Annotated in this window: 18 protein-coding genes; 7 read left to right on the top strand and 11 right to left on the bottom strand. The window is 73.6% G+C overall.

Features of this window, described 5'->3' with window-relative positions; translation table 11 throughout:
- Nucleotides 1-10 precede the first annotated feature (10 nt).
- A complete protein-coding gene (locus D1648_RS02485; protein WP_206424761.1) occupies nucleotides 11-1,750 on the bottom strand; it encodes a hypothetical protein in 1,740 nt (579 codons plus the stop codon).
- A gap of 162 nt (nucleotides 1,751-1,912) precedes the next feature.
- Between D1648_RS02485 and D1648_RS02480 the strand changes: the two genes are divergently transcribed.
- Together D1648_RS02480 and D1648_RS02475 are read left to right on the top strand one after the other, a co-directional pair.
- Nucleotides 1,913-2,866 carry a hypothetical protein gene (locus D1648_RS02480; RefSeq protein WP_122939232.1) on the top strand — a complete coding sequence of 318 codons (954 nt, stop codon included), beginning with the start codon at nucleotides 1,913-1,915 and terminating at the stop codon, nucleotides 2,864-2,866.
- Nucleotide 2,867: 1 nt separating this feature from the next.
- Complete coding sequence (locus D1648_RS02475) at nucleotides 2,868-3,656, top strand: ferritin-like domain-containing protein (protein WP_122939231.1); 789 nt, start codon at nucleotides 2,868-2,870, stop codon at nucleotides 3,654-3,656.
- A gap of 36 nt (nucleotides 3,657-3,692) precedes the next feature.
- On the opposite strand, the gene D1648_RS17770 is transcribed toward D1648_RS02475, so the two are convergent.
- The 4 genes from D1648_RS17770 to D1648_RS02455 form a co-directional block, all read right to left on the bottom strand.
- The gene (locus D1648_RS17770) at nucleotides 3,693-4,289 is read right to left on the bottom strand and encodes a hypothetical protein (protein ID WP_126281966.1); all 597 of its coding nucleotides are present in this window, start codon (nucleotides 4,287-4,289) and stop codon (nucleotides 3,693-3,695) included.
- 110 nt (nucleotides 4,290-4,399) lie between these two features.
- Nucleotides 4,400-5,089 carry a response regulator transcription factor gene (locus D1648_RS02465; protein ID WP_122939229.1) on the bottom strand — a complete coding sequence of 230 codons (690 nt, stop codon included), beginning with the start codon at nucleotides 5,087-5,089 and terminating at the stop codon, nucleotides 4,400-4,402.
- The gene (locus D1648_RS02460; protein WP_122939228.1) at nucleotides 5,086-6,714 is read right to left on the bottom strand and encodes a cell wall metabolism sensor histidine kinase WalK; all 1,629 of its coding nucleotides are present in this window, start codon (nucleotides 6,712-6,714) and stop codon (nucleotides 5,086-5,088) included. The genes D1648_RS02465 and D1648_RS02460 overlap by 4 nt, the downstream gene beginning before the upstream one ends.
- A gap of 289 nt (nucleotides 6,715-7,003) precedes the next feature.
- Nucleotides 7,004-10,453, bottom strand: a complete 3,450-nt coding sequence (locus D1648_RS02455; RefSeq protein WP_122939227.1) for an efflux RND transporter permease subunit — start codon at nucleotides 10,451-10,453, stop codon at nucleotides 7,004-7,006.
- Nucleotides 10,454-10,629: 176 nt separating this feature from the next.
- Here D1648_RS02455 and D1648_RS02450 point away from each other — a divergent pair, with 176 nt between their 5' ends.
- The gene (locus D1648_RS02450) at nucleotides 10,630-11,991 is read left to right on the top strand and encodes an MATE family efflux transporter (protein WP_122939226.1); all 1,362 of its coding nucleotides are present in this window, start codon (nucleotides 10,630-10,632) and stop codon (nucleotides 11,989-11,991) included.
- A 27-nt stretch (nucleotides 11,992-12,018) separates the two neighbouring features.
- On the opposite strand, the gene D1648_RS02445 is transcribed toward D1648_RS02450, so the two are convergent.
- A complete protein-coding gene (locus tag D1648_RS02445; protein ID WP_122939225.1) occupies nucleotides 12,019-13,236 on the bottom strand; it encodes a glycine C-acetyltransferase in 1,218 nt (405 codons plus the stop codon).
- A 109-nt stretch (nucleotides 13,237-13,345) separates the two neighbouring features.
- Nucleotides 13,346-14,413: an L-threonine 3-dehydrogenase gene (tdh, locus tag D1648_RS02440; protein WP_122939224.1), complete on the bottom strand. Its 1,068-nt coding sequence runs from the start codon at nucleotides 14,411-14,413 to the stop codon at nucleotides 13,346-13,348.
- 233 nt (nucleotides 14,414-14,646) lie between these two features.
- On the opposite strand from tdh, the gene D1648_RS02435 reads away from it, so the two are divergent.
- Genes D1648_RS02435 through D1648_RS18010 form a run of 4 tightly spaced genes read left to right on the top strand, consistent with a single transcriptional unit; the run spans nucleotide 14,647 to nucleotide 18,891 of the window.
- Complete coding sequence (locus D1648_RS02435; RefSeq protein ID WP_241155325.1) at nucleotides 14,647-15,732, top strand: ABC transporter substrate-binding protein; 1,086 nt, start codon at nucleotides 14,647-14,649, stop codon at nucleotides 15,730-15,732.
- Entirely contained in the window at nucleotides 15,729-16,784 is a 1,056-nt protein-coding gene (locus tag D1648_RS02430; protein WP_122939223.1) for an iron ABC transporter permease, read from the top strand. Before D1648_RS02435 ends, D1648_RS02430 begins: the two co-directional genes overlap by 4 nt.
- 17 nt (nucleotides 16,785-16,801) lie before the next feature.
- On the top strand, nucleotides 16,802-17,548 hold the full coding sequence (locus D1648_RS02425) for a heme ABC transporter ATP-binding protein (protein WP_241155324.1): 747 nt from the start codon (nucleotides 16,802-16,804) through the stop codon (nucleotides 17,546-17,548).
- On the top strand, nucleotides 17,545-18,891 hold the full coding sequence (locus tag D1648_RS18010) for an esterase family protein (protein ID WP_206424760.1): 1,347 nt from the start codon (nucleotides 17,545-17,547) through the stop codon (nucleotides 18,889-18,891). The genes D1648_RS02425 and D1648_RS18010 overlap by 4 nt, the downstream gene beginning before the upstream one ends.
- A gap of 25 nt (nucleotides 18,892-18,916) precedes the next feature.
- Here D1648_RS18010 and D1648_RS02415 read toward each other — a convergent pair whose 3' ends face one another.
- The 4 genes from D1648_RS02415 to D1648_RS02400 all read right to left on the bottom strand — a co-directional run bounded on the left by D1648_RS02415 (nucleotide 18,917) and on the right by D1648_RS02400 (nucleotide 23,308).
- Nucleotides 18,917-19,783, bottom strand: a complete 867-nt coding sequence (locus D1648_RS02415) for a PHP domain-containing protein (protein WP_122939220.1) — start codon at nucleotides 19,781-19,783, stop codon at nucleotides 18,917-18,919.
- 31 nt (nucleotides 19,784-19,814) lie between these two features.
- Nucleotides 19,815-20,795: an O-antigen ligase gene (locus tag D1648_RS02410; RefSeq protein WP_122939219.1), complete on the bottom strand. Its 981-nt coding sequence runs from the start codon at nucleotides 20,793-20,795 to the stop codon at nucleotides 19,815-19,817.
- A gap of 170 nt (nucleotides 20,796-20,965) precedes the next feature.
- Entirely contained in the window at nucleotides 20,966-21,580 is a 615-nt protein-coding gene (locus D1648_RS02405) for a low molecular weight phosphatase family protein (protein WP_122939218.1), read from the bottom strand.
- Between the two features lie 6 nt (nucleotides 21,581-21,586).
- Nucleotides 21,587-23,308 (bottom strand): polysaccharide biosynthesis tyrosine autokinase, encoded by a 1,722-nt coding sequence (locus tag D1648_RS02400; protein WP_126281965.1) that lies wholly within the window; start codon nucleotides 23,306-23,308, stop codon nucleotides 21,587-21,589.
- Nucleotides 23,309-23,469: the final 161 nt, after the last annotated feature.

Genomic DNA, 23,469 nt, shown 5'->3' with positions numbered 1-23,469 from the left:
GCGGACGCGGTCAGCCCGGGCGGTCACCGCCGGGCTGCGCGTCGACGAGCAGCCCGGCCATGCGGTCGGCGTCCTCGTCCAGGCCGAGCGCCGCATACGCATCGCGGGCGCGCCGGGCGGCGCGACACGCGGCGGCGGTCTCGCCGCGTCGGGCGAGCAGCTCGGCGTGGCGGTCATCGAGATAGGCGGCCCAGTAGCGGGCCCGGGCGTCATGCCCCTCGGGCATCCGCCCGATCGCCTCGAGCGCCTCGCGCCGTCGCGTCTCGTAGCCGGCCGCGTCGACCCCCTCCGCGCCCCGGGCGAGGGCGTCGCCGACGGCGATCAGCGCTCCCACGCGGGCGTCGACGAGATGGTCCCACAGCAGCTCGGGCGGCAGGTCCCAGCCCGCGTCGGGGCGGGTGCGGCGCTCGATCTCCCGCGCCGCGACGTGGACCGCCCCGGAGCGGCCGAGGTCCAGCGCCCGGCGCATCGCCAGCGAGTTCGCGTTCAGCTCGGTGCGAAGCAGCTCGGACCGCTCGGCGCGAGGGGTGTCGAGGTCGTCGACGAGCCAGCGCGCCACGGCGGCGAGGCGCTGCAGCTCGCCGAGGGAGGAGGCCAGGTCGCCGGTGCGCTCGTGGATGCTCGCGGCCAGGCGCGCCGCCTCGAGGAGGCAGCGGTGGTCGCGCTGCTCGCGGGCGAGGGTGCGGGCCTGCTCGAGCGGCACCCACGCCTCCTCGTAGCTCTCGGCCTGGACGCGCTGTGCGGCGACGGCCAGCAGCGGTCCGGTCCGCAGCCGGTCCTGCGCGACGGTGCGCTGCAGGGAGAGCAGCCGCCCGGCGGTGAGTCCGGCGAGGTCCGTCGCCCCCGCCGCCATGAGGGCCTGCAGCAGGGAGGTGATCAGCCCGACCCGCAGCGGCGGGTCCTCGACGTCGGCGAGCGCGCCGAGCGCCTCGAGCGCGTGATGGACGGCGGGCACGGGCCGTTCCCTGCCCAGGGTGCGGGCGAGCACGGCGTGCGCGCCGGTGTCCAGGCGCCACGGGTCCGCGGGGGCCGTGCCGGTCTCCGCCGCCTGCTGCTCGGTCAGCTCGAGCACGTCCAGGGCCTGGCTGGTGGCGCCGCTCGTGTCGCCCACGGCCTCGAGCGCCTGCGCCAGGCGCAGGCGCAGCTCCCGCTCGGGATCCTCGAGCAGCTGCTCCCGCACCTGGGGCAGCGCGGCGAGGGCGGCGCGCAGGCGTGCCACGGCCAGGCGCGGATCGACGGTGCCGGCTTCGCCCCCGTCGGGACCGGGCAGCGCGCTCTGCTCGAGGGCGCGCACGACGGCGAGCATCGGGGCGGAGGCCCGTGCGGCCTCGCCGCGCCGTCGGCCCCGCGAGGAGGGCGCCTCGGCGATCGGACCGCGCTCGAGCAGCACCTGCACGACGGCGGCCGCCTGCTCGGTGCACCCGCTGCGGTGGTAGAGGGAGACCAGATCGGCGGCGTCGCTCTCGACCTGCGCGGAGTCCGCGGCTCTCAGGGCAGCGCGCAGCAGCGCCGCCCGCTCCGTCGGGCGGGCGGGGCGTCGTCGGAACTCCCCAGCGAGGTGCCGCGCCTCGTCCAGGCGACCGGCCGAGATGAGATCGCTCACCCGGGCGGCGGCCCGGCCGACGTCGCGCGGATGCGCGAGCGGGAGCTCCGCCGGACGCAGCGCGAGGCGGAGCTGCTCGGGTCCGGGCAGGTCCCGCCCGGCGCGGTCATCGCCCGGCACCGGCAGCGAGGCGGCACCAGAGGTCATCACAGCAGGAAACCTACCAAGTCGGGCATCATGCCACCTGGGGCCCGTCCCGGACATCGACCAGGTCCTCTCCGTACACTGGTCCGGGTCGCTCCGCAGAGGTGCGGCCTCCCGCATCGTTCCCGCGCCACGATCCCGCACATCCCGAGAGAGAGGTGGAAGGTGACCGTCGACCTCGCCGCGGACCCGTCGGCCTCGTCCGACGACGCCAGGGGAGGGAGCGCCACCGGCCCCTCGCCCGATCCGCACGCGTCGATGCCGCGCGCCGGCCGCTTCGCCGGCCACCTCCACTTCGACGAGACGATCACCCCCGCCCTGCTCACCGACTTCGACGTCGCGGCCTATGTGCGCCGGGGCACCTCCCGGCTGCCGGTGGACTCCGCGCTGCACGCCTCCCAGGAGCCGCTGCGCGCTGCGGAGCGGCTCGCGCTCGGGATGCTGCAGCGCCTGGAGTCCTCGGCACTGGCCGAGTCCCGGATGATGCTCGCGACCGTCACCGCGAACGAGGCCCGGATCACCGCCTTCCTCGCCACCTGGCTCGTGGACCGGCACTGGCAGGGCCGCGCCCTGCGCGACCTGCTCACGGGCGACGACCCGGTGGAGCGGCCGGAGCCGGGGCGGCGCCCCTCGCCGTCGGCGGTGCTGCGGCGCGTGCACGTGGACCGGGTCCAGCCGCTGCTGACCCCGCTGTGGAACGCGGCCGCCGGGGAGGCGATCGCGGCCGGTCACATGGCGCGCATGGCGATCCAGGAGGCCTCGCTCATGGGCGGCCTCGACGCGGTCGCCCGGCGGCTCGGCGGAGAGGCCGAGCGGGTGGTCCGCACCGTGCGGGCACGTCACGAGGCGGCCCGGGACTTCTTCGTCGCGGAGGCGATCGGCCGCATCACCCGCTCCGCGCGCGAGGCCCTGACCGCGCGCCTCGTGCTCGCCACGGGCTCCCCGCTGCACGGCGGCGGGGTGCCGGACCCGGATCTCGACGCCGCGCTGCAGGTGCTCGGCGCGGACCCGCGCGACCGTGCCGCGCTGCGCAGCGCCCGGTGGGAGATCACCCGGCTGCTGCCCGGGCCCGACCTTCCCGATCCCCACCTGCTCTCCCTGCCTCGTACCGGAGCGTGACATGGCCTTCGACATCGATCAGTTCGCCGAGACCTCGGTGCCCGTGAAGTACGAGGACCTCGACTTCGACACCTTCGAGTCCCAGCCGCTGGACGCGCCGACCCTGCGCTCCCTGCGCTACATGTGCGACGTCGAGTACCACACCTCCTGCTTCCTGCGGGACCTGCTGGTGACCCCCTCCCACCGCGAGGAGGAGGCGGGCGGCTTCATGACCATGTGGAACCGCGAGGAGTTCTGGCACGGCGAGGCGCTGGCGAAGGTGCTCGAGCGCCACGGCATCGTCGTCGACTACGACGAGGTCAAGGCCAAGCGGGTCAAGCTCGGCTGGCGCGAGGCACTGGGCCCGTTCAAGCAGTCCGCGCTGACCAACCTCGCCGGCACCGACTTCGTCGCCGTGCACATGGTGTGGGGCGCGGCCAACGAGCTCTCGGCCGTGGCGGCCTACCGCCGGCTCTCCGCGATGACCGACCATCCGGCGCTGTCCCCGCTGCTCAAGCGCATCGCGCAGCAGGAGACCCGGCACGTCGCCTTCTACACGACCTCGGCCCGCAAGCACCTGGAGGCGTCGAACTCGGCGAAGAAGCTCGTGCGCCTGGTGATGTCGAAGGTGTGGAAGCCGGTGGGCAGCGGGATGATGGACGAGTCCGAGGTGCGCCACGTGATGAACCATCTCTTCGCCCATCAGGGCGGGGAGCTCGACAAGCTCGACAAGCGGGTGCAGAAGATGCCGGGCCTGGACGGGCTGACGATCTTCCGCAACGCCTTCGCGCGCCTCGGCGTGCCCGCCTGAGCCCTCCGGGCCGAGCGCGTTCAGCGGGGTGCGCGCTCAGTCGTCGTCATCGTCGTCGTCATCGTCGTCGTCATCATCGTCATCGTCATCGTCATCGCAGTCGAGCTCGCCGTCGTCCCACTCGCACACGCTCGAGGGGCGCGGCGGGGTGGACGCCCCGTCGTCGGTGCGGCGGTCCGACGAGCCCGAGGAGGATCCTCCGCCAGAGGATCCCGAGGAACCGGACGACGAGGAGTCGGACGACGGGGAGCTGCCCGTCGACGGCTTCCTCGTCGCGGGGCTCGACGTGTCGGCCGGTTCAGGAGAGGGCTCGGTCTCCATCGCGCCGACCCCGGTGTCGGAATGGACCCCGGAGACCGGCTGCTCGGACGCGCTGGAGCGTGGGAGCGCGACGGAGGTGTCCTCACCGGTCGTCGTGCCCTCCGGGTCGCCCGTCCCGTCGGCCGTGCTCGTCGCAGCGGGGTCGAGGTCGACGCGCTCCGCGCCGCCCGCTCCCCCGGCGTCGGAGGCCTCGCCGACGGCGATGCCGGGACGGTCGGAGGTCACCTCCGCCTGGAGCACGGGCAGCAGAGCGAGCGTGACCGCCGCGAGCGCGACGGCCACGAGGATCCCGACTGTCCGCAAGGTCTTCATGGCAGGGAGGCTCCCAGCGCGCGATGAGACGGTCGTGAAGAGTCGATGAGAGGTCTCTCATCCAGGCCGTGACCTGCACGTATCACCATCGATCGTAGGCGGCGGGGGTCTCAGGCGGCGGGGTCGACGAGCTTGTATCCCGCGCCGCGCACGGTCACCAGACGCGGCGCGCCGAGCTTGCCGCGCAGGTAGCCGACGTACACGTCCACCACGTTCGAGGCGCCGTCGTAGTCGTAGCCCCACACCTTCGACAGCAGCAGATCCCGGGTGAGGACCTGCTGCGGGTTCTCGAGGAACACCCGCGCCATCGTGAACTCCCGCGAGGACAGCTCCACCTCGCGCTCCGATCCGTCCACGGTGCAGCGGGCGATGCGGGAGCGGAGGTCCAGGGAGAGGTCGCCGAGGGTGAGCACGTCGGCGCCGACCGCGCCCGCGCCGGCGCTCGCCTCCCGCGCCCGCAGCTTCACTCTCGCCAGCAGCTCCTCGAAGCGGAAGGGCTTGGCGATGTAGTCGTTCGCCCCGTCCTCGAGGCCCTTCACCGTGTCCTCCACGCCGGTGCGGGCGGTGACCATGAGGATCGGGATCTGCACGTCCATGCCGCGCAGCGCCTTCAGGACCTGGAAGCCGTCCATCCGCGGCAGGCCGACGTCGAGGATCAGCAGGTCGAACTCGCCGGCGGAGGCGAGATCGAGGGCGGAGATGCCGTCCTCCACCACGGTGGTCGCATAGCCGTTGGCCTTCAGACCGCGCTCCATGAAGCGGGCGATGCGCGCCTCGTCCTCGGCGATCAGGATCCTCATCCGTGCTCCCTCCGGGGTGCGTGGTCGGTGTCGTGCTCCGGGAGGCCCGGCTCCCGCTCACCAGTATGGCCGCTGCTCGCCGCGTGCCCGTCCCCGTCGGCCGCCGGCTCGCGGGCGCTGAACTGCGGCAGCACGATCGTGAAGGTCGAGCCGTGCCCGGGCGAGGACAGCAGGCGCACCGTCCCGCCGTGGCCCTCCGCGATGGCGAGCACGATCGGCAGGCCCAGCCCGGAACCGGAGCCGCGGGCGCCCTCGGCACGGATGAAGCGCTCGAAGATGCGGCGCTGGTCCTCCTCGGCGATGCCCATGCCCTCGTCGCGCACGCTGAAGTGGATCTCGGGTCCGTCCGGCCCGAGCACCTGGGCCACCCCGAACCAGATCCGGCTCCCCTCGTCGCTGAAGCGGACGGCGTTGGCGGCCAGCTGCACGACCGCCTGCGTGAGCCGCTGCTCGTCGACGTCGGCGACGACGTCCTCGCTGCGCGAGAGGATCCAGTCCCGATCGGCGATGTGCTCGAGGCGGGCGAAGGCCGAGCGGGTGAGGCCGGCGAGCTCGACCGGACGGGGACGCACGTAGTCGGGGCGGCTCGAGGCGGCCAGCTCGGAGAGGTCCCCGACGACGCGGCCCATCCGCTCCAGCTCCTCCACCGCGATCTCGTGCGCCTCGGTGACGTCGGCGGGGTCCTCGACGTCGGTCGTCTCGAGGGTGCCGCGCACGATCGTCAGCGGGGTGCGCAGCTCATGGCCCACGTCGCTCATGAAGCGGCGCTGCTCGGCGAAGCCCTCCTGGATCCGCTCCAGCATGCGGTTGAAGTTCTGGGCGAGCGCGGAGATGTCGTCGCCGCCCGTGGCCGGGACGCGATGCTCGAGATCGGTGACCGTGACCTGCTCGGTGGCGCGGCGGAGGTCCTCCAGCGGCCGCAGCAGACGCCCGGTGACGACATAGCCGCCCCAGCCTCCCAGCAGCAGCGTCAGCACCGACAGGCCGGAGAAGACCGCGACGCTCTGCCACAGCTCGCGCCGCTGGGCGCCGATGTCGCTGGCGACGACGAACACGCCCTGCGCGTCATCTCCCGAGACCGTGACCGAGGCGATGAGCACGCGCAGGTCCCGGTCGTCGATCTCCATCGGCACGATGACGGTGCGCCCGGGCACCTGGGCGTCCAGGAGCTGGGTGCGGACGAGCTCGGCCTGCTCCTTCACCGCCGCGGCCTCGGTCGCGGACATGTCGTCGGTGACCCGCGGCACCAGCGAGAACTCCTGCTGGCGCGGCTGATACCGGGCCTGCCCGTCGACCATCGCGATGACCGACTCGTGGTCCGACGGGGCGGCGGAGTCCGTCGCGTGCAGCAGCAGGCCGTCCACCGTGGTGTAGGTGGAGCTGCCGTCGGCCTCGGTGGAGCTCGCGATCAGGGCGAGCTCGCTGTGCTCCTGCCAGAGCTCGGCGTCGACCCGCTGGTCCAGGGCACGGAACTGCGCGGCGAAGGTGAGCACGCCCGTCACGGCGAGACCCCCGGCGACGAAGGCGAGGAGGGTCGAGAGCACCCGGGTGCGCACCGTCCAGCGGGAGGGGCCGCGGGCGGGGCGGGAGGTGCGGCTGTGCTCGGGGGCCTCGTTCGACGCCATGTGCTCCTCCCCCGCTGCTGTTCTCCGTGGCCGGGCCCGGGAGCGGGCCGGTGAGCTCGGCGGCCGCGAGGCCCGCGCGCGTGCACGTCCGTGCCCTCCCGGGCATCGTAGGCGACCACGCCCTCCGGGGAGCGCCGCCGCCGGGGCGTGGCAGGCGGGGCAGACGGGGCAGGCGGGGCGGGGCGGGCGGGGTCGTGGTCATCTGCTGGCGTATGGCGTCCCAGTACGCCGATATGTCCGTAGAGGGACGCCATACGCCAGCACCTGACCATCGCCGGCCCGCGACGGGTCAGTCCCGTCCGAGCCTGCGCTTCACGATCCCGATGATCCCGCCGCGCTCCTTCAGGGAGCGGCGCCGTGCGAGGTCCTGCTGCTGGGCGTCGGCCGGTGCATCCTGCGCACCAGCTGCATCGAACGCCTGCGCGGCAGCGCCGTCCGTCCCCTCGAGATGATCGACGACGGCATCGCCCTCGGCCTCGCGCCGCTCTGCCTCCTCACGGCGCGCGCGACCGCCCCGTCGCTCGTCGGCGCGGGCCTCCTGGCGCAGGCGGCGCCGCTCCCCCGGCCCCTCGGCCATGCGGTACAGCACCGGCACGATCACCAGGGTGAGCAGGGTCGAGGAGACGAGGCCGCCGATGACCACCACGGCCAGCGGCTGGGCGATGAACCCGCCGTTGCCGGTCAGGCCCAGCGCCATCGGGACCAGGGCGAAGATCGTCGCGGCCGCGGTCATGAGGATCGGGCGCAGACGCTTGGAGGCGCCGAGGTGCAGCGCCTCGTCCAGCCCGAGCCCGTGCCGTCGGTACTGGTTGACCAGGTCGATCAGCACGATCGCGTTGGTGACCACGATGCCCACCAGCATCAGCAGGCCGATCATCGAGGGCAGGCCGAGCGGCACCCCGGTGATGACCAGCAGGCCCAGCGAGCCGATCGCCGCGAAGGGGATCGAGACCAGCAGGATCAGCGGCTGGATCAGCGACTTGAAGATCCACACCAGCAGCACGTACACCAGCAGGATCGCGGCGACCATGGCGATGCCGAGCTGGCCGAAGGTCTCGTCGATGTCCGCGGCGGTGCCGCCGACGGTCGCCTCGACGCCCTCGGGCAGGTCCGCCGCCTCGATCGCGTCGTTCGCCGCGGCGGTCGCCGCGCCGACGTCCTCGCCCTCGGGGGTGACCGAGACGGTGACCGTCTCGAGCCCGTCCTGGGTGGCGATCGAGGGGCGGGAGAGGTCCTCGTCGACGGAGGCGACGTCGGTCAGCGGGATCGAGCCCATGAGCTCGAGGTCCTGCAGCTGCGCGAAGGTGTCCACGCTCTCCCCGGTCTCGACGACGATGTCCAGCTCGTCGTCCTCGAGCGTGATCGTGCCGATCGCGCCGGGGTACATCTGCTGGGCGACCAGGCCGACCACGGCCTCCTCGGTGAGCCCGAGCGCGGCCGCCTTCTCGCGGTCCACGGTGACCACCGCGGTGGGCTGGTCGGCCTCGAGGTCGCTGACGACCTCGGAGACGCCCTCGGGCAGCGGGTCGAGCTCGGCGAGGATCGCGTCGTTCGCGTCCTCGCGGTCCGCCGCGGTGGGGCCGGTGACGAGGATGTCCACGGAGCTCGAGCCGGTGGGCGAGGCGATGTCGGCCGCCTCGACGTCCCCGTGGTCCGGCAGGTCCTCGAGCGCGGCGAGCATCGAGTCCAGCAGCGCCTCCTGGTCGGCGTCGGGGTCGGTGGTGATCGAGAAACTGACCTCGTTCTCGCCGCCCCCGCCCATGCCGAACTGGCCGCCGCCGATCGTGGTCTGGACGGTCTGGACGCCGTCGACGTCCAGCAGCGCGTCCTCGCTCTCGGAGGCCTTGGAGGAGGACTGCTCGAGGCTGGTCCCGGCCGGGAGGGTCTGGGTGATCGAGGCGATGTTCTGCCCCGAGTCACCGAGGAAGTTGATGTTCACCAGCGGGATCAGGAAGACGGTCCCGACCAGCACCGCGACGGAGGCGACGAGGGTGATCAGGCGGCGCGGCAGCGAGTCCAGCGTCGCGCGGAGCACAGGGGCGTAGAGGCGGTGCAGCCAGGTGCGCTCCTCCTCGCCCTCGGCCTCCTCGCGGATCGCGGCGACCTGCGCGGCGTCGTCCGGGTCGACGTCCTCGTGCCCCTTCGGGGGCTTCAGGAACCAGTACGCGAGCACCGGCACGATGGTCAGCGCCACCAGCAGCGAGGACAGCATCGCGATGCCGACGGTGAGGGCGAAGGGCCGGAACAGCTCGCCGGCCATCCCGGCGACCACGGCGATCGGCAGGAACACCACGACGGTGGCGAGGGTGGAGGCGGTGATGGCGCCGGCGACCTCGCCGACGGCGTCGAGGATCGCGCGGCGCTTGGTCTTGCCGTAGGCGAGATGCCTCGTGATGTTCTCGATCACCACGATCGAGTCGTCGACCACGCGGCCGATCGAGATGGTCAGCGCCGCCAGGGTGAGCATGTTCAGCGTGTAGCCGGTGACGTACATGCCGATGAAGGCGATCAGCAGCGAGGTCGGGATCGAGATCGCGGTGACGACGGTGGGGCGCACTCGCCGCAGGAACAGCAGGATCACGCCGACGGCGAAGAGCAGACCGAGCAGGCCCTCCTCGGCGAGCGCGAGGATCGACTCCTGGATGAACGGCGCCTGGTCGAAGACGATGTCCGCGTCGGCGTCCCCGCCCACGCCGGAGAGGGTGTCGTCCAGCACCGAGTCGACGCCGTCGGAGATGTCCACGACATTGCCGTCGACCGTCGCGGTGACCATGACGACCAGCGACTCGCGGCCGTTGGTGCGGGAGATCGAGGTGGGGTCCTCGGTGGTCCGCTCGACCTCGGCGACCTCGTCGAGGGTGACCGGCTCGGCGGGCTCGCCCGGGGTGGTGCCGGGCTGGGTCTGCGCATCGCCCGCGCCCTGCTGGGCGTCGGCACCCTGCTGGGCGTCCTGGTCCGCGCCCTGGCCCTGCTGCCCGTCGCCGACCGCGGAGCTGTCCGAGGGCATCAGCACGATGCCCTCGAGGCTCTCGATGCTGTCGATGCTCTGCCCCAGCACCACGTCCATGGTGCGGTCGTCGTCGGTCACGGAGCCGCCGGGCAGGGACAGGCCGCTCGCGTCCAGGGCGGTGGAGATGTCGTCGTCGGTCAGGCCGTGCTCGGCCAGCGCGTCCTCGTCGGGGGTGATCCGCACGATCTGCTCGGGCGCGCCGATCACGGCGACGGAGGAGACGCCGTCGACGCGCTCGAGCTCCGGGGTCACCGAGGACTCGAGCCGCGTGGCCAGCTCGGAGGGGTCGAGGTCGGAGGAGACCGAGAGCACCACGGCCGGCAGATCGCTCGTGCCGCCGGAGATGACCTGCGGGTCCGCGTCCGACGGGAGCTGGTCCTCGATGCGCGAGAGCGCCGCGTCGACCTGGTTGGAGGAGCGGGCCACATCGGTGCCGTAGGTGAGCTCGACGGTGACCATCGACATGCCCGCCTGCGAGGTCGAGGAGGTGCTCTCGACGTTCTCGAGCCCCGACAGGGACTGCTCGACGGGGCTCGTGATCCGGTCCCGCACCTGCTCGGAGGAGGAGCCGGGGGCGGTGGTCATCACCTGGATCTGCGGCAGGGAGACCGAGGGGATCAGCTCCTGGCGCATCGTGGTCATGATGAAGGCGCCGATGATCGACACGGCGATGCAGACCAGCGCGATGAAGGACCTGTTGTTCAGGCTCAGACGGGCCAGGCGGTTCATCCTGCTCCTCGGGACGCGGACGGGCGTGGGGACGACGGCGTCGTCGCCGCGGCGGAGCACAGGGGCCGATGCACTGCAGGCCGGCGCACAGGGACGGATGCTCCGCGGGAACTCTCTCACGCGCACCTGTGACGGTGGACCCGACGATGGTCGGACACCCGTCGCACAATGGTGGGGTGCCCTTCTCCGTCCCCTCCTCCCCTGGTGAGCCCCGCGAGGAGCGGGCCCGGCGTGCCGTCGACCGCGACATCCTGCGCCTGGCCGTGCCGAGCTTCGGCGCGCTGGTCGCCGAGCCGCTGTTCGTCCTCGCCGACTCAGCGTTCATCGCCCGCGTCTCGACCACCTCGCTGGCCGGGCTGGGCGTCGCCTCGACGGTGCTCACCACCGTCGTGGGCCTCGCCCTGTTCCTCGCCTACTCGACCACCGCCGCGGTCGCCCGCTCCTTCGGCGCGGGGCGACGGAAGGAGGCGATCTCCCGCGGCATCGACGCGTGCTGGCTCGCGCTGATCGTCGGCGCCGCGGTCGCCCTCGTGCTGGTGGTCGCCGGGGAACCGCTGCTGGCCCTGTTCGGCCCCTCCCCCGAGGTGCTCGCCGAGGCGACGATCTACCTGCGCCTGAGCGCGCTGGGACTGCCCGCGATGCTCGCTGTGCAGGCGGCGACCGGCCTGGTGCGGGGGCTGCAGGACGCGACGCTGCCGCTCGTGGTCGCCGTGGGCGGGGCGCTGGTGAACATCCCGCTGAACGCGCTGCTGATCTTCGGTCTCGAGCTCGGCATCGCGGGCTCCGCGATCGGCACGGTCATCGCGCAGTGGGGGATGGCGCTGGTGCTGCTGGCGGTGATCGTGCGCCGGGCACGGCGCGAGGGCATCGGGCTCGGGCTGCAGCCGGCGCATCTCGTCGCCGTCGGCCGCGATGCGGTGCCGATGTTCGTGCGCACCCTCTCCCTGCGCGTCGTGCTGATCGCCTCGACGGTGGTCGCGACCGGGCTGGGGGACGTGCAGCTCGCCGCGCACCAGCTGGCCACGACCGTGTTCACGGTGCTGTCGCTCGCGCTGGACTCCCTCGCGATCGCCGGCCAGGCCCTGACCGGCCGGTATCTCGGCGCCTCGGACCCGCGGACCGTCCACGCGGTGACCAGGCGGCTGATGGTCTGGGGCGTGGGAGGCGGTGCGGTGGTCGCGGTGGGCCTGCTCGCGGCGAGCTACGTGGTGCCCTCGCTGTTCACCCCGGACGTCGCGGTGCAGGAGAACCTGCAGACGGCGCTGTGGGTGCTCGTGATCGCCCAGCCGATCGCCGGGTACGTCTTCGTGCTCGACGGCGTGCTGATGGGGGCCGGGGACGCACCGTATCTGGCGAAGGCCGGCTCCTTCGTCGCCATCGCGACCCTTCCCGGCGCGATCGCCGTGGCGCTGTGGGCGCCCCACGGCCCGCTCGGCCTCGCGCTGCTGTGGCTGGCCTGCAACTTCCTGTTCATGGTGCTGCGCGCGATCACCCTCGGCCTGCGCGTGCGCACCGACGCCTGGATGCGGCTGGGCTGAGCGCCAGTCCTCGCAGCGCCCGTCGGATCAGCCCTGCTGGACGGCGTCCCGGGCGGCGACGAAGGCGCGCACGGCCGCCTCGACGTCCTGCTCGGTGTGCGCGGCGGAGAGCTGCACGCGGATCCGGGCCTGACCCTGCGGCACCACCGGGTAGGAGAAGGCGGTGACGTACACGCCCTGTTCGAGCATCACGTCGGCGATCCGGGCGGCGAGCGCCGCGTCCCCGAACATGACCGGCACGATGGCGTGCTCGCCGTCGAGCAGCTCGAAGCCCTCCTCGCCCATCCGGGACCGGAACAGCTCGGCATTGCGGAACAGGCTCGCACGCAGCTCGGCGCTGCCGGCGACGAGGTCGAGCGCGGTCAGGGTCGCGGCGACGATCGAGGGGGCCAGGGAGTTGGAGAACAGGTAGGGGCGGCCCTTCTGGCGCAGCATCGCCACGATCTCGCGCCTGCCGGAGACGTAGCCGCCGCTCGCGCCGCCGAGCGCCTTGCCGAAGGTGCCGGTGTAGAGGTCCACCCGGTCGGAGACCCCGAAGTGCTCGGGGGTGCCGGCGCCGGTGTCCCCCATGAATCCGACGGCATGGGAGTCGTCGACCATCACCAGCGCGCCGAACTCTTCGGCGAGATCGCAGATGCCGGGCAGCGGGGCGAGATAGCCGTCCATCGAGAACACGCCGTCGGTGACGATGACGGTGCGGCGGGCGCCCTTGCCGTCGTGCAGCGCGGCGGCGGCCTCGAGCTGGGTGCGCAGATCGGCGAGGTCGGCGTTGCGGTAGCGGAAGCGCGCGGCCTTGGACAGGCGGATCCCGTCGATGAGGGAGGCGTGGTTCAGGGCGTCGGAGATGATCGCGTCCTCCGTGCCGAACAGCGGCTCGAACACAGCCCCGTTCGCGTCGAAGCAGGAGGAGAACAGGATCGTGTCCTCGGTGCCGAGGAACGCGGAGAGCCGCTGTTCGAGCTCGAGATGGAGATCCTGGGTGCCGCAGATGAAGCGCACCGAGGCCATGCCGAAGCCGCGCTCGTCCAGGGCTCGCTTGGCGGCGTCGATGAGCCGCTGGTCGTCGGCGAGGCCCAGGTAGTTGTTGGCGCAGAAGTTCAGCACCTCGGCGCCCTCGCGGCCGACGGGTCCGGCGGTGATGCGGCCGGACTGCGCGGTGGAGATGACGCGCTCGTGCTTGAAGGTGCCGGCCTGCTCGATCTCGGCGAGCTCGGCGGTCAGCTGGTCCTTGAGGTCGGTGTACATGGGGTCCTCTCGGTCGGGACGGGTGCGGAGGGGGCTCGGGGGCGGGGCGGTCGAGCTGTCGGGCGGGCCGGCGGGCGGGGCGGCCCCACCCGGCGGCGGGGCCGACGGGTCAGCCGCCGACGTCGGTCCAGTCCAGCAGGACCTTCCCTGCCTTCGCCTCGCGGGCGAGGGCGAAGCCGTCCTCCCACTGTTCGGCGGGCAGCACGTGGGTGATGGTGCGCTGGATCGCGGCGCGCAGGGTCGGGGAGGTGGAGAGCATCGCGGACATCGCGTTCCAGGTCTCGTACATCTCGCGACCGTAGATGCCCTGGAGGGTGAGCATGCGGGTGACCACCGTCGTCCAGTCGATCTCGAACGGCGCGGCGGGCAGGCCCAGCAGGGCGATCTTCCCGCCGTGGTTGATGTTCTCGATCATCTCCTGCAGCGCGCGGGCCTGGCCGGTGATCTCCAGGCCCACGTCGAAGCCCTCGCGCATCCCCAGGCGGCGCTGTGCATCGCGCACCCGCATGGTGGACACGTCGAGCACCACGTCGGCGCCGCAGTCCTCCGCCATGGCGAGGCGGTCCGGGGAGATGTCGGTGATGGTGATGTAGCGGGCACCGGCGTGGCGCGCCACGGCGGCGGCCATCTGGCCGATCGGACCCGCGCCGGTGATGAGCACGTCCTCGCCCACGAGCGGGAACTTCAGCGCGGTGTGGACGGCGTTGCCGAGCGGGTCGAAGGCGGCGCCGAGCTCGGGGGTGATCAGCTCCTGCCCGCCGTCGTGCTCGTGGACCCACACGTTCTCGTGCGGGACGCTGACGTACTCGGCGAACGCGCCGTCGCGCTGCACGCCGACGGAGCGCACGCGGTTGCACATCTGGCGGCGACCGGCGCGGCAGTTGCGGCAGGTCCCGCACACCACGTGCCCCTCGCCGGAGACCCGGTCGCCGACGCGCACGTCCGGGACCTCGGCGCCGACCTCGACGATCTCGCCGTAGAACTCGTGACCGGGGGTGAAGGGGACGGTGTCGCACATCGCCTCGGCGGAGGAGTCCCAGGCGAGGATGTGCAGATCGGTGCCGCAGATCCCGGTGCGCAGCACGCGCACCTTCACGTCCCAGGGCCCGCAGCCGGGCTCCGGGGCGTTCGTCCATTCCAGGCCGGCACCGGGCGCGACCTTGCGCAGTGCGCGCATCAGACCTCCTCGTCCTGCTCCGCGCGGGAGCGTCCCGTGGCTCTGCCGATCGCGCGGCGCGGGGGTGGGCGTCGCGGGGCGGCGGGCCGACGGTCCGGGGTGGGGACCGTCGGGTCGAGGATACGGGGTCACCCACCCGGTGACGTCCGTCTCAGACCTCCTCGCGCCGGTCACGCCCTCGCCCCGCCCTCTAAGGTGAGGCTCACCTATCTCGACCGACAAGGATCACCATCGTGCGACTGACCCGCCGAACCGCCCTGACCACCTCCGCCGCTCTCGCCGCCCTCGTGGGCCTCGCCGCCTGCGGCGGGTCCGACACGGACTCCGGCACGTCGGACGGCGGCTCCGGCGGCTCGGACGGCGGCTCCGGTGCGTCGGAAGCCGGTGGCGGCGAGGCCGGGGCCGGCTCTCCCGCCGACCTGCCGGAGGGCTGGACCTGGGTGGAGGGCGCCGACGTCCCCTCGGCCGCGGCCACACCCGCGCTTCCCGTCACGCTGACCGACGGGACCGGCAGCGAGGTCACGGTCGAGGACATCTCCCGCACCATCGTCGGCGGCGAGGACGTGGCCGACATGCTCGCCGCGATGGGCCTGCAGGAGGACATCTACGCCGCTCCCACGAACTCCGTCGCCCCGGCCGCGCTCGCGGCGCCGGAGCAGTTCGAGTTCTCCCAGCAGACCGGGGTCGAGGGCCTGCTGTCCGTGGACGGCACGTTCTTCCTGGGCAACAACACCAAGCGCCACGGCGACGTCGCCGCGCAGTTCCGCCAGGCCGGGGTCTCCGCCGCGGTGATCGACGACCAGCAGTCCGTGGCGGACAAGATCCGCGCCGTCGCCGCGCTGATCGGCGACCCGGATGCCGGAGAGGAGCTCGCCGCCGCCGTCGAGGACCAGCTCGCCCGGGCGAGCGAGACCGCAGGCGACGCCGTCTCCGAGCTGCGCGTGCTGGTGGTGACGTCCTCCGGGGCGGGCGGCGCGAACGCCGTGGTCGGCTCCGGCACCGCCGCCGCGGACATCCTCGACGCCGTCGGCGCCGTGAACTGCGGGCTCGAGGCCGGGCTGCGCGGCTATTCCGTCGAGTACAGCGACGAGGGCCTGCTGGGCCTGCGCCCCGACGTGATCATCACCGGCACCGGCGACGTGGAGGAGTGGGGCGGGCTCGAGGGCTTCCTCACCGCCTTCCCGACCCTCGCCCGGACCCCCGCCGGCGAGGCCTCGAACTTCGTGCTCATGCCGAGCGAGCAGATCAAGGTCTCGGGCTCCGCCGTCGGCGCCGGGGCGCTCGCGCTGGCCACCGCGCTGGCGGACCTGGCGGAGTGAGCCGCGTCCGCACCGAGCGCCTCCGACGGGTCCCGCTCGCCCTCGCACTCCCGGTCGCGCTCGCGGCGCTCGTGGTCGCGGTGGTGCTCGGCATCGGGCTGGGGCCGATCGAGCTCGGCCCGCGCACGGTGCTCGCCGTCGCCGGTCACGAGATCCTCGGCATCGGGGAGGGCGCCCCGGCGCTGGAGACCACGGTGGTGATGACCCTGCGGATGCCGCGGGTGCTGTTCGGGGCGCTGTCCGGGGCCGCGCTCGCGGTCTCCGGCGCGGCGCTGCAGAGCCTGTTCCGCAACCCGCTCGCCGATCCGGGGATCATCGGCGTGAGCGCCGGCGCCTCGACCGGGGCGGTCGGTGCGATCGTGCTGCTGCCGCCGCTGGCGACCGCGCTGACCGCCTGGGCGGTGCCGGCCGCGGCCTTCGCCGGCGGGCTGCTCGCGACCGGGATGATCTACCTGCTGGCGCGCCCCTCCGCAGGCGGCGGCACCTCGCGGCTGCTGCTGGTGGGCATCGCGATCGGGGCCGGCTTCGCGGCGCTGACCGGGTTCTTCACCTTCGCGGCCGACGACGACGAGCTGCAGTCGGTGGTGTTCTGGCAGATGGGCTCCCTCGGCGCGATCACCTGGCTGAAGCTCGCGATCGCCGTGGTCCCGGTGACGGCCGGCGTGGGGCTGCTGATCCTCCTCGCGAGGCGGCTGGACCTGCTCACCCTCGGTGAGCGCCAGGCCAAGCACCTGGGCCTCGACGTCGAGCGGACCCGTCGCACGATGATCGTCACGACCGCGCTGCTGACCGGGGCGAGCGTCGCCTTCGCGGGCACGATCGGGTTCATCGGCCTGGTGGTCCCGCACATCGTGCGCCTGGTCTGCGGGCCCGCGCACCGCAGCCTGCTGCCGGTCTCCGCGGCGGTGGGGGCGCTGCTGATCGTGGTGGCGGACACCCTCTCCCGCATCGTCGCCCCGCCTGCCGAGGTGCCGATCGGGCTGTTCACGGCGCTGATGGGCGCGCCGTTCTTCCTGATGCTGGTGATGCGGTCGCGGGCGGTGCACGGATGAGCGCGGGGGAGCCGTGCGTGCGGGTCGAGTCCGTCGGGTTCACGATCGACGGCGCGCAGCTGCTGCGGGGCGTCTCCTTCACCGCCTCGCGCGGGGAGCTCGTCGCGCTCGTCGGGCCGAACGGCGCGGGGAAGTCCACCATGCTCTCCCTGCTCGCGGGTGACCTGGCGCCGACGGACGGGAGCATCTCGCTGGCCGGCACCGCGCCGCACCGGTGGGCTCCGCGGGAGCTGGCCCGCGAGCGCTCCGTGATGACCCAGTCCCATTCCCAGACCTTCTCCTTCACGGTGCGGGAGCTGGTGGAGATGGGGCGGGCCCCGCACGAGGCGAGCGAGGAGGATCCCGCGATCATCGACGCGGCGCTGGTCGACGCCGAGGTGGAGCATCTCGAGGGCCGCGACGTCACCACGCTCTCGGGCGGCGAGCTGGCCCGCACCGTGTTCGCACGCACCCTCGCGCAGCAGGCGGGGATCGTGCTGCTGGACGAGCCGACCGCCCCGCTGGACCTGCGCCATCAGGAGAGTCTGCTGCGCCGGGCCCGGACCTTGGCCGACGAGGGACGCTGCGTGCTCGTGGTGCTGCACGACCTCTCGCTCGCGGCTCGCTGGTGCGACCGGGTCGCGGTGTTCTCCGCCGGGGAGCTCACGGCGCTGGGGGCGCCCGACGAGGTGCTCACCGCCGCGCGGATCGAGGAGGTCTACGGCCAGGAGGTCGTGGTGATCCCGCATCCGGCGACGGGCCGGCCGCTGGTGGTGCCGGTGTGAGCGCGGCGAGCAGGGTCATGGCCGGCAGCGGCGGGGAGAGCCCGGTCGACGATCTCGAGGCGCTGCTCGCCCCGGAGCGCTGGGAGCCGCTGCCGCGCCCGACGGACGCCGAGGCATCCGTCCCCGTGCACCGGGTGGACGGGGTACCGGCTCCGGACCGCTCGCGGGCCGGCCCCGAGGTCCTCTCCCGCACGGGCGCGACGGCGCTGGTGCGCTTCCGCCACCATGCCCCGTCGGCGAGCGCCGTCGCGCTGCACGCGAGCGGCTGGTGGCGGCCCGAACCGGCCGACGCCTGCGATCTGCGGCCGACGGGCGGGGGCTGGTGGGAGGGCACCTTCGAGGTGCCCTCGGACTGGCGGGCGAGCTACGGCTTCGCCGTCCACGACGGGCCCGGGGACCCGCCGTGGTGGGAGGCCGGGCTGAAGCAGCCCGGCGCCGCGGTGGTGGCCGATGCGGGGGCGCGCCGCGGCCATCGGGCGGCGCGCGGCGGGGCAGCACGCTCGGTGATCGCCCTGCCGGAGGACGGACCCTTCGGCTGCGGGCCCCCGACGGGAGAGCCCGCGCCGGCCCTGCACCGCCTGGACTCCCCCGGGATCGACGAGCCGGTGCGCGGGTGGGTCGCCCGGCCCGGCGATCCCGGGTGCGAGCAGCTGCGCGGCGACGAGGCGCTGCCGCTGCTGATCCTCACCGACGGCGCGCAGCACGCGGATCTGCTGGGCACCCCGCAGCGTCTGCGCCGCGGTGTCGCCTCGGGCCTGCTGCCGCCGCTGGCCGCGGTGTTCGTCGACTCCGGGCCGCAGCGCGGCGAGATGCTCGGCGTGCCGGGCGGGCACGCCCGCTGGATCGCCGAGACGCTCGTCCCGTGCCTCCAGGCGGAGGGGCTCGCCCATCCGGACGGTCCGGTGCCGATCACCGCCGACCCCTCGCGGGTCGTCGTCGCCGGCTCCAGTTTCGGGGGACTGACCGCCCTGTTCACCGCGGCGAGGGCCCCGCACCGGGTGGGTGCGGCGATCGCGCAGTCCGTGTCGCTGTGGCGGTATCCCGAGGGGGCGCTCGCCGCGCCGCTGCTCGCGGCGGCGCGGCGCGCCGCCGCCGAGGGCACCTCGCTGCGACTGACGCTGCAGGCCGGCCGGTTCGAAGGGACGATGCACGCACAGGCCGCCGCGCTGCTGGAGACGGTGCTGGACGCGGCGGAGCGGGAGCAGGTGCCGCTCGAGGCGCGGCTCGAGCTGTGCTCCGGCGGGCACGACTGGGCATGGTGGCAGCCGGAGATGCTCACGGCGCTCGCGGCGCTGCTGCGCGGCATCGAGGGCGTCGAGACCGGGCGGGTGCTCTCCGTCTGATCGTGCTGCCGGGCCGGGCCGTGCCTCAGCGCCGCCAGAGCTCGCGCGGGTCGCTCCCGGGGCGGAAGCCGAGCGCCTCGAGCATCGCGGTGGCCTCGGGGAAGTTCGCGGCGAGGGCGAGCGGCGTGTGGGAGTCGCTGCCGAAGCTGACGGCGCGCCCGCCCTCCTCGGCCCACCACTGCGGGATCCAGGGGCGCAGGCGCCGGGTGTTGATCTCGAGCGCCCGCCCGCTCGCGGCGATCGCGCGCATCGCCCCGCGCAGCTCCTCCTCGAAAGCACGCGGGTCGAAGGGGCCCTCCGCTTCCTCGGGCCAGCAGCGGACCGCGTAGTCGAGGTGGGTGACGACCTCGTGCGGCCCGTCGGAGGCGACCTGGGCGGGGACCTCGGCGAGGTACTGCCGGATCACCTCATCGGCCGGCAGGCGGCGGAACATCGTGTTCGGCTCGGCGCGCCGGTCGCCGAGCTCGAGGGTGTGCAGCGAGCCGATGATCCGGTCGAAGGCGGTGAGGTCGAGCAGGCTGCGAGCCGCCTCGGCACGCAGCCCGGGCTGGCCGAACTCGAGCCCCGTCCCGATCGCGAGCTCCGGGAACGCGGCGCGGCAGCGGTCGATCTCCTCGAGATAGCCCTCCACGTCGAAGCGCGGCACGACGACGACACCGTCCTCGCCGACGAGGTGCCGCTCGTGGTCGGCGAAGTCCTCCAGGTCCGTGAACCAGGCGTCCTCGAGGTCGAGGTGCTCGGTGAAGAACAGCGCGGGCAGCCCGATCTCGACGGCCCGTGCGCAGGTCGCGCGCATGGTGCCGCGCGCGGCGGAGTCCGGGCCGCCGGTGTCCCAGGAGAACTCGCTGTGCACGTGGCTGTCGGCGGGGAGCCCGGCGGGAAGGGAGGTCATGGGGCCAGGGTGCCAGAGGTCGCGGGACCGCTCAGCGGTCGGGCCGCGCTTCGGGACCGTGAGCCGATCCGGCGCGACGGACCGGACGCGCCCCCGCCCAGCCGATCACGATCCCGGCCAGCAGCACCACCATCGGGAACTCGTAGAGGTGGTCGATCATCGAGTGGACGGCCAGGGCGCTCCACGCGGCGACGCCGATCAGCGCGCGGGTGCGGTCGGCCCGCACGGCGAGCAGCACGCCGAGCACGAGCACGGCCAGGAGCAGGAGCGCCGCCGGTGTGCCGAGCTCGGAGCCGGCCTGCAGGACGGAGGAGTGCGCCGCGTAGAGGTGCGGCTCGGAGCGGGCGATCGGCGAGCTGTCGTAGAAGGATCCGGGCCCGCCTCCGACGAGGGGATGGCTCCCCCACAGCTCGAGCGCGTCCTTCCACAGCAGCTGCCGTGCGAAGCTCAGGCTGTGCTGGTCCCCGAGCCAGCGCGGCCAGGCGGTCAGGCTCGCCAGCGCGAGCACCACGGCGAGGGCGGCACCGATCGCGGCCGCGCCGAGCCCGGCGGAGACCCGGCGCCGCACGAGAGCGGGCCGTGCCAGGGCGAGCACGGCCAGCACGACCATGACGATCACCAGCAGGAACGCCGCCTGGGCACGGCCCGCAAGCACCATCCCGAGCAGCGCGGCGAGCACGGCGAGCAGGACCGAGCCGGCGAGCAGGAGCCCTGGCGACCGCTCGCCCGGTCCCCGGTGCAGGACTGCGGTGAGCAGCAGCGCCGCGAGCGCCACGATCTGCAGCCCGACAGCCGCCTGAGCGTTCGCATAGAGGGAGCTGCCAAGCACGCCTGCAGCGAGCAGGCACAGCCACGCCGGGAGCAGCAGCACGGACGCCGCACGGACCGCTCCGGAGCGCACCTCGACCCCGTGGCCGGCGAGCCGCCCCAGCAGCACTCCCCCGGCGAGGAGGGTCGGGGCCGCGAGATACCGGCCCGCCTCGGCCAGCTCCCGTCCGCCCAGCACGGTCACGGCCCCCGCCCACAGCGCCCAGAGGGCGAGAGCGGCGAGGAAGAGCAGGTCCAGCGCGTGAGGACCACGCCCCGGACGCGCCGGTTCCGCTCCTTCTCCGGCCCTCCCCGCCGGGACCGAGGCCCCCGGTCGGCACCCCGGACCGGTGCCGCCGCGCCGCAGAACCCTCGTCACTGCGGGGGTGGAATCGGCTCGGGATCCCCGCAGACGAGCCGGAGGCGCAGCACGCCGGCGACGCGCGAGCACGAGCGGGCGATCAGCGCGAAGCTGTGCTCGTACTGCTCGGGGGAACCGCCGTAGGGGTCCACGACGTCGTCCTCGCCGTCCACGGCCGGTCCCGCGAGGGCCCTGCACCGGGCCACGGCCTCGGCGAGCTCGTCCACGCTGCGGTAGCTGGCCGCACCCGGCAGGTGCGGGGCGAGGCGCACGAACTGGCGCAGGGTGAACACCCGGCGCAGCGCCCCCGGGGCGAGGCGCACCACCTCGGCCCGCTGACGCTCGGTCATCGTGAGAATCGCCCCGGAGTCCTGGATGAGCTGGGGAGTCAGCGGAACGCCACGGTGCTGCAGGGTGAGGCCCGTGCGGCGGCGCAGGTAGTCCACGGACTCCGGGACCGGCGGGTGGCCGACCAGGGCGCGCGTCCCGGCGCTGCGCACCGTGAGCCCGAGCTCCGCCACCTGCACCTGGAGCAGTCCCTCGGCGAGCGGCGAGCGGCAGATGTTCGCCGTGCACACGACAAGGAGCGAGCGTGCGCGAGCCCCCTCGGCAAGGCGGGTCGAGATCATGGTCGCTCAGCGCTCGCCGTGGCGGCCGGCGAGTCGCTCGAGCTCACGGGAGGCGAAGTGCTCCGCCGGGCGCTCGGAGCCCGGACGGCGGACGGCCTTGCGGCGCCCGGGGCGGCGGGGCGCGGCGGGCCCGGGTGCCCCGGCATGCTCCTCGCCCCTGGCCTCGTCGCCCTCGGCCTGGGGGAAGACGCACTCCTCCTGCGCGTCGGTGTCGGCGAGCACGTCGGAGAAGGTGGCGAGCTCCTCGGTCGCAGGCTCCTCCGAGTCGACGCCCGCGCTGTCCTGTCCGGCCGTGGCGGCGGCCTGCTCGGCGTGGTCCCTCGCCGTCGGGGTGATGGAGCCCGGCTCCGGACGGCCCATGTCCTCCGCCTCGGCGGCGAGGACCGCACGTGCCTCGGGCGAGGCGTAGGCGTACTGGGAGCCGGAGACCCCCCGGACCCGGTTCAGCACCAGGCCCACGACGTTCGCGTCGACCGTCTCGAGCTTGGCCAGCGCCCGCTCGAACTCCGCGCGGCGCACGCGCTCGCTCTGGGCGACGACGAGCACGCCGCCGACGGCCTGGGAGAGCACGGCGGCGTCGGTGACTGCGAGCAGCGGGGGTGCGTCGACGAGGACGACGTCGTAGTGGCGCGCGGCCTCTTCGAGCATGTCCTCCATCGCGGGGCTGCCGAGCAGCTCGCTGGGGTTGGGCGGAATGGCGCCGGCGGTGATCACGTCGAGGCCGTCGATCCCGGCGTACTGGGTGACCTCCTCGAGCTCGGCCTGTCCGATGAGCACGGTGGTCAGTCCCGCATCGCCCTCGAGGCCGAGGATGCGGTGCACGGACGGCGAGCGGAGGTCGGCGTCGACCAGCAGCACCCGCGCCCCGGACATCGCCAGGACGTGGGCGAGGTTGACGGTCGCGGTGGACTTGCCCTCGCCGGGGAGGGAGGAGGTGACCAGCACGCTGCGACGGTTCTCGACGAGCTTGACGAACTGGAGGTTCGTGCGCAGCTCGCGATAGGCCTCGGAGGCCACGCTGTACGGGTTCTGGACGAGGATCCGCGAGGCGTTCTCGCTGCCGCGGCTGGCGGGGATCGCTCCGAGCACGATCCGGTCGGTGCTGCCCTGGAGGTCCGCGATGGTCCGCACCCGGGTGTTGAGCAGGGAGCGCACGAGGGCGGTCGCGACACCGGCCAGGAGTGCGAGCGCGACCCCGAGCAGCGCGTTGCGGATGATGTTCGGGGAGGCGGGCTGCGTCGGCACGACCGCCTGGGCCACGACGCTCAGCTCCACGGAGTTCGCGGTGTCCTGGGGGCTGAGCGAGGCGACTGCGTCTCGGAGGTTCTCCGCGGTCGAGTCCGCGATGCGCGCTGCCATCTGCGGGTCGGTGGCGGAGGCGCTGATCCTGATGAGGAAGGACCCCTCCTCCACGGAGACCTTGATGTCCCGGGCGAGGCGGGCGGGGGTGATCTCGAGGTCGAGGTCGTCGATGACCTCGTCGAGCACGTAGGGGGTCGTCGCGAGCTCGGAGTAGCTCATGATCTGCTGCTGGGCGAAGCTCGCCCCGCTGTTGAGGTCCGCGACCCCGGCACCGGTCCGCGCCTGGACGAACACCTGGTTCGTCGCACGGTAGACGGGGGTCTGCAGCGCGGTCAGGCCGGCGACGGCCAGGGCGACGATCAGGGCGGCGACGAGTCCGGAGCGCCAGCGCTCTCGGAGGTTCAGCAGGTAGTGATGCAGTTCCACAGCGGCCTCGCTCCAGTTCCTCAAGGGATGATCCGCACCACGGGGCCGGGCCCCGGGATGCCTGAGGGACAGACTATACTGAAATCACCCTAAATCGGACATATCGCGCGGATCACGATCTTCCCCGGAGCTCCGACCGTCGGGCTACACTGTGCCCGTTC

This window comes from Brachybacterium sp. EE-P12, from assembly GCF_003711805.1.
In the GTDB taxonomy this organism is placed as follows: Bacteria; Actinomycetota; Actinomycetes; order Actinomycetales; family Dermabacteraceae; genus Brachybacterium.
This window is presented reverse-complemented; position numbering and strand designations above follow the sequence as displayed.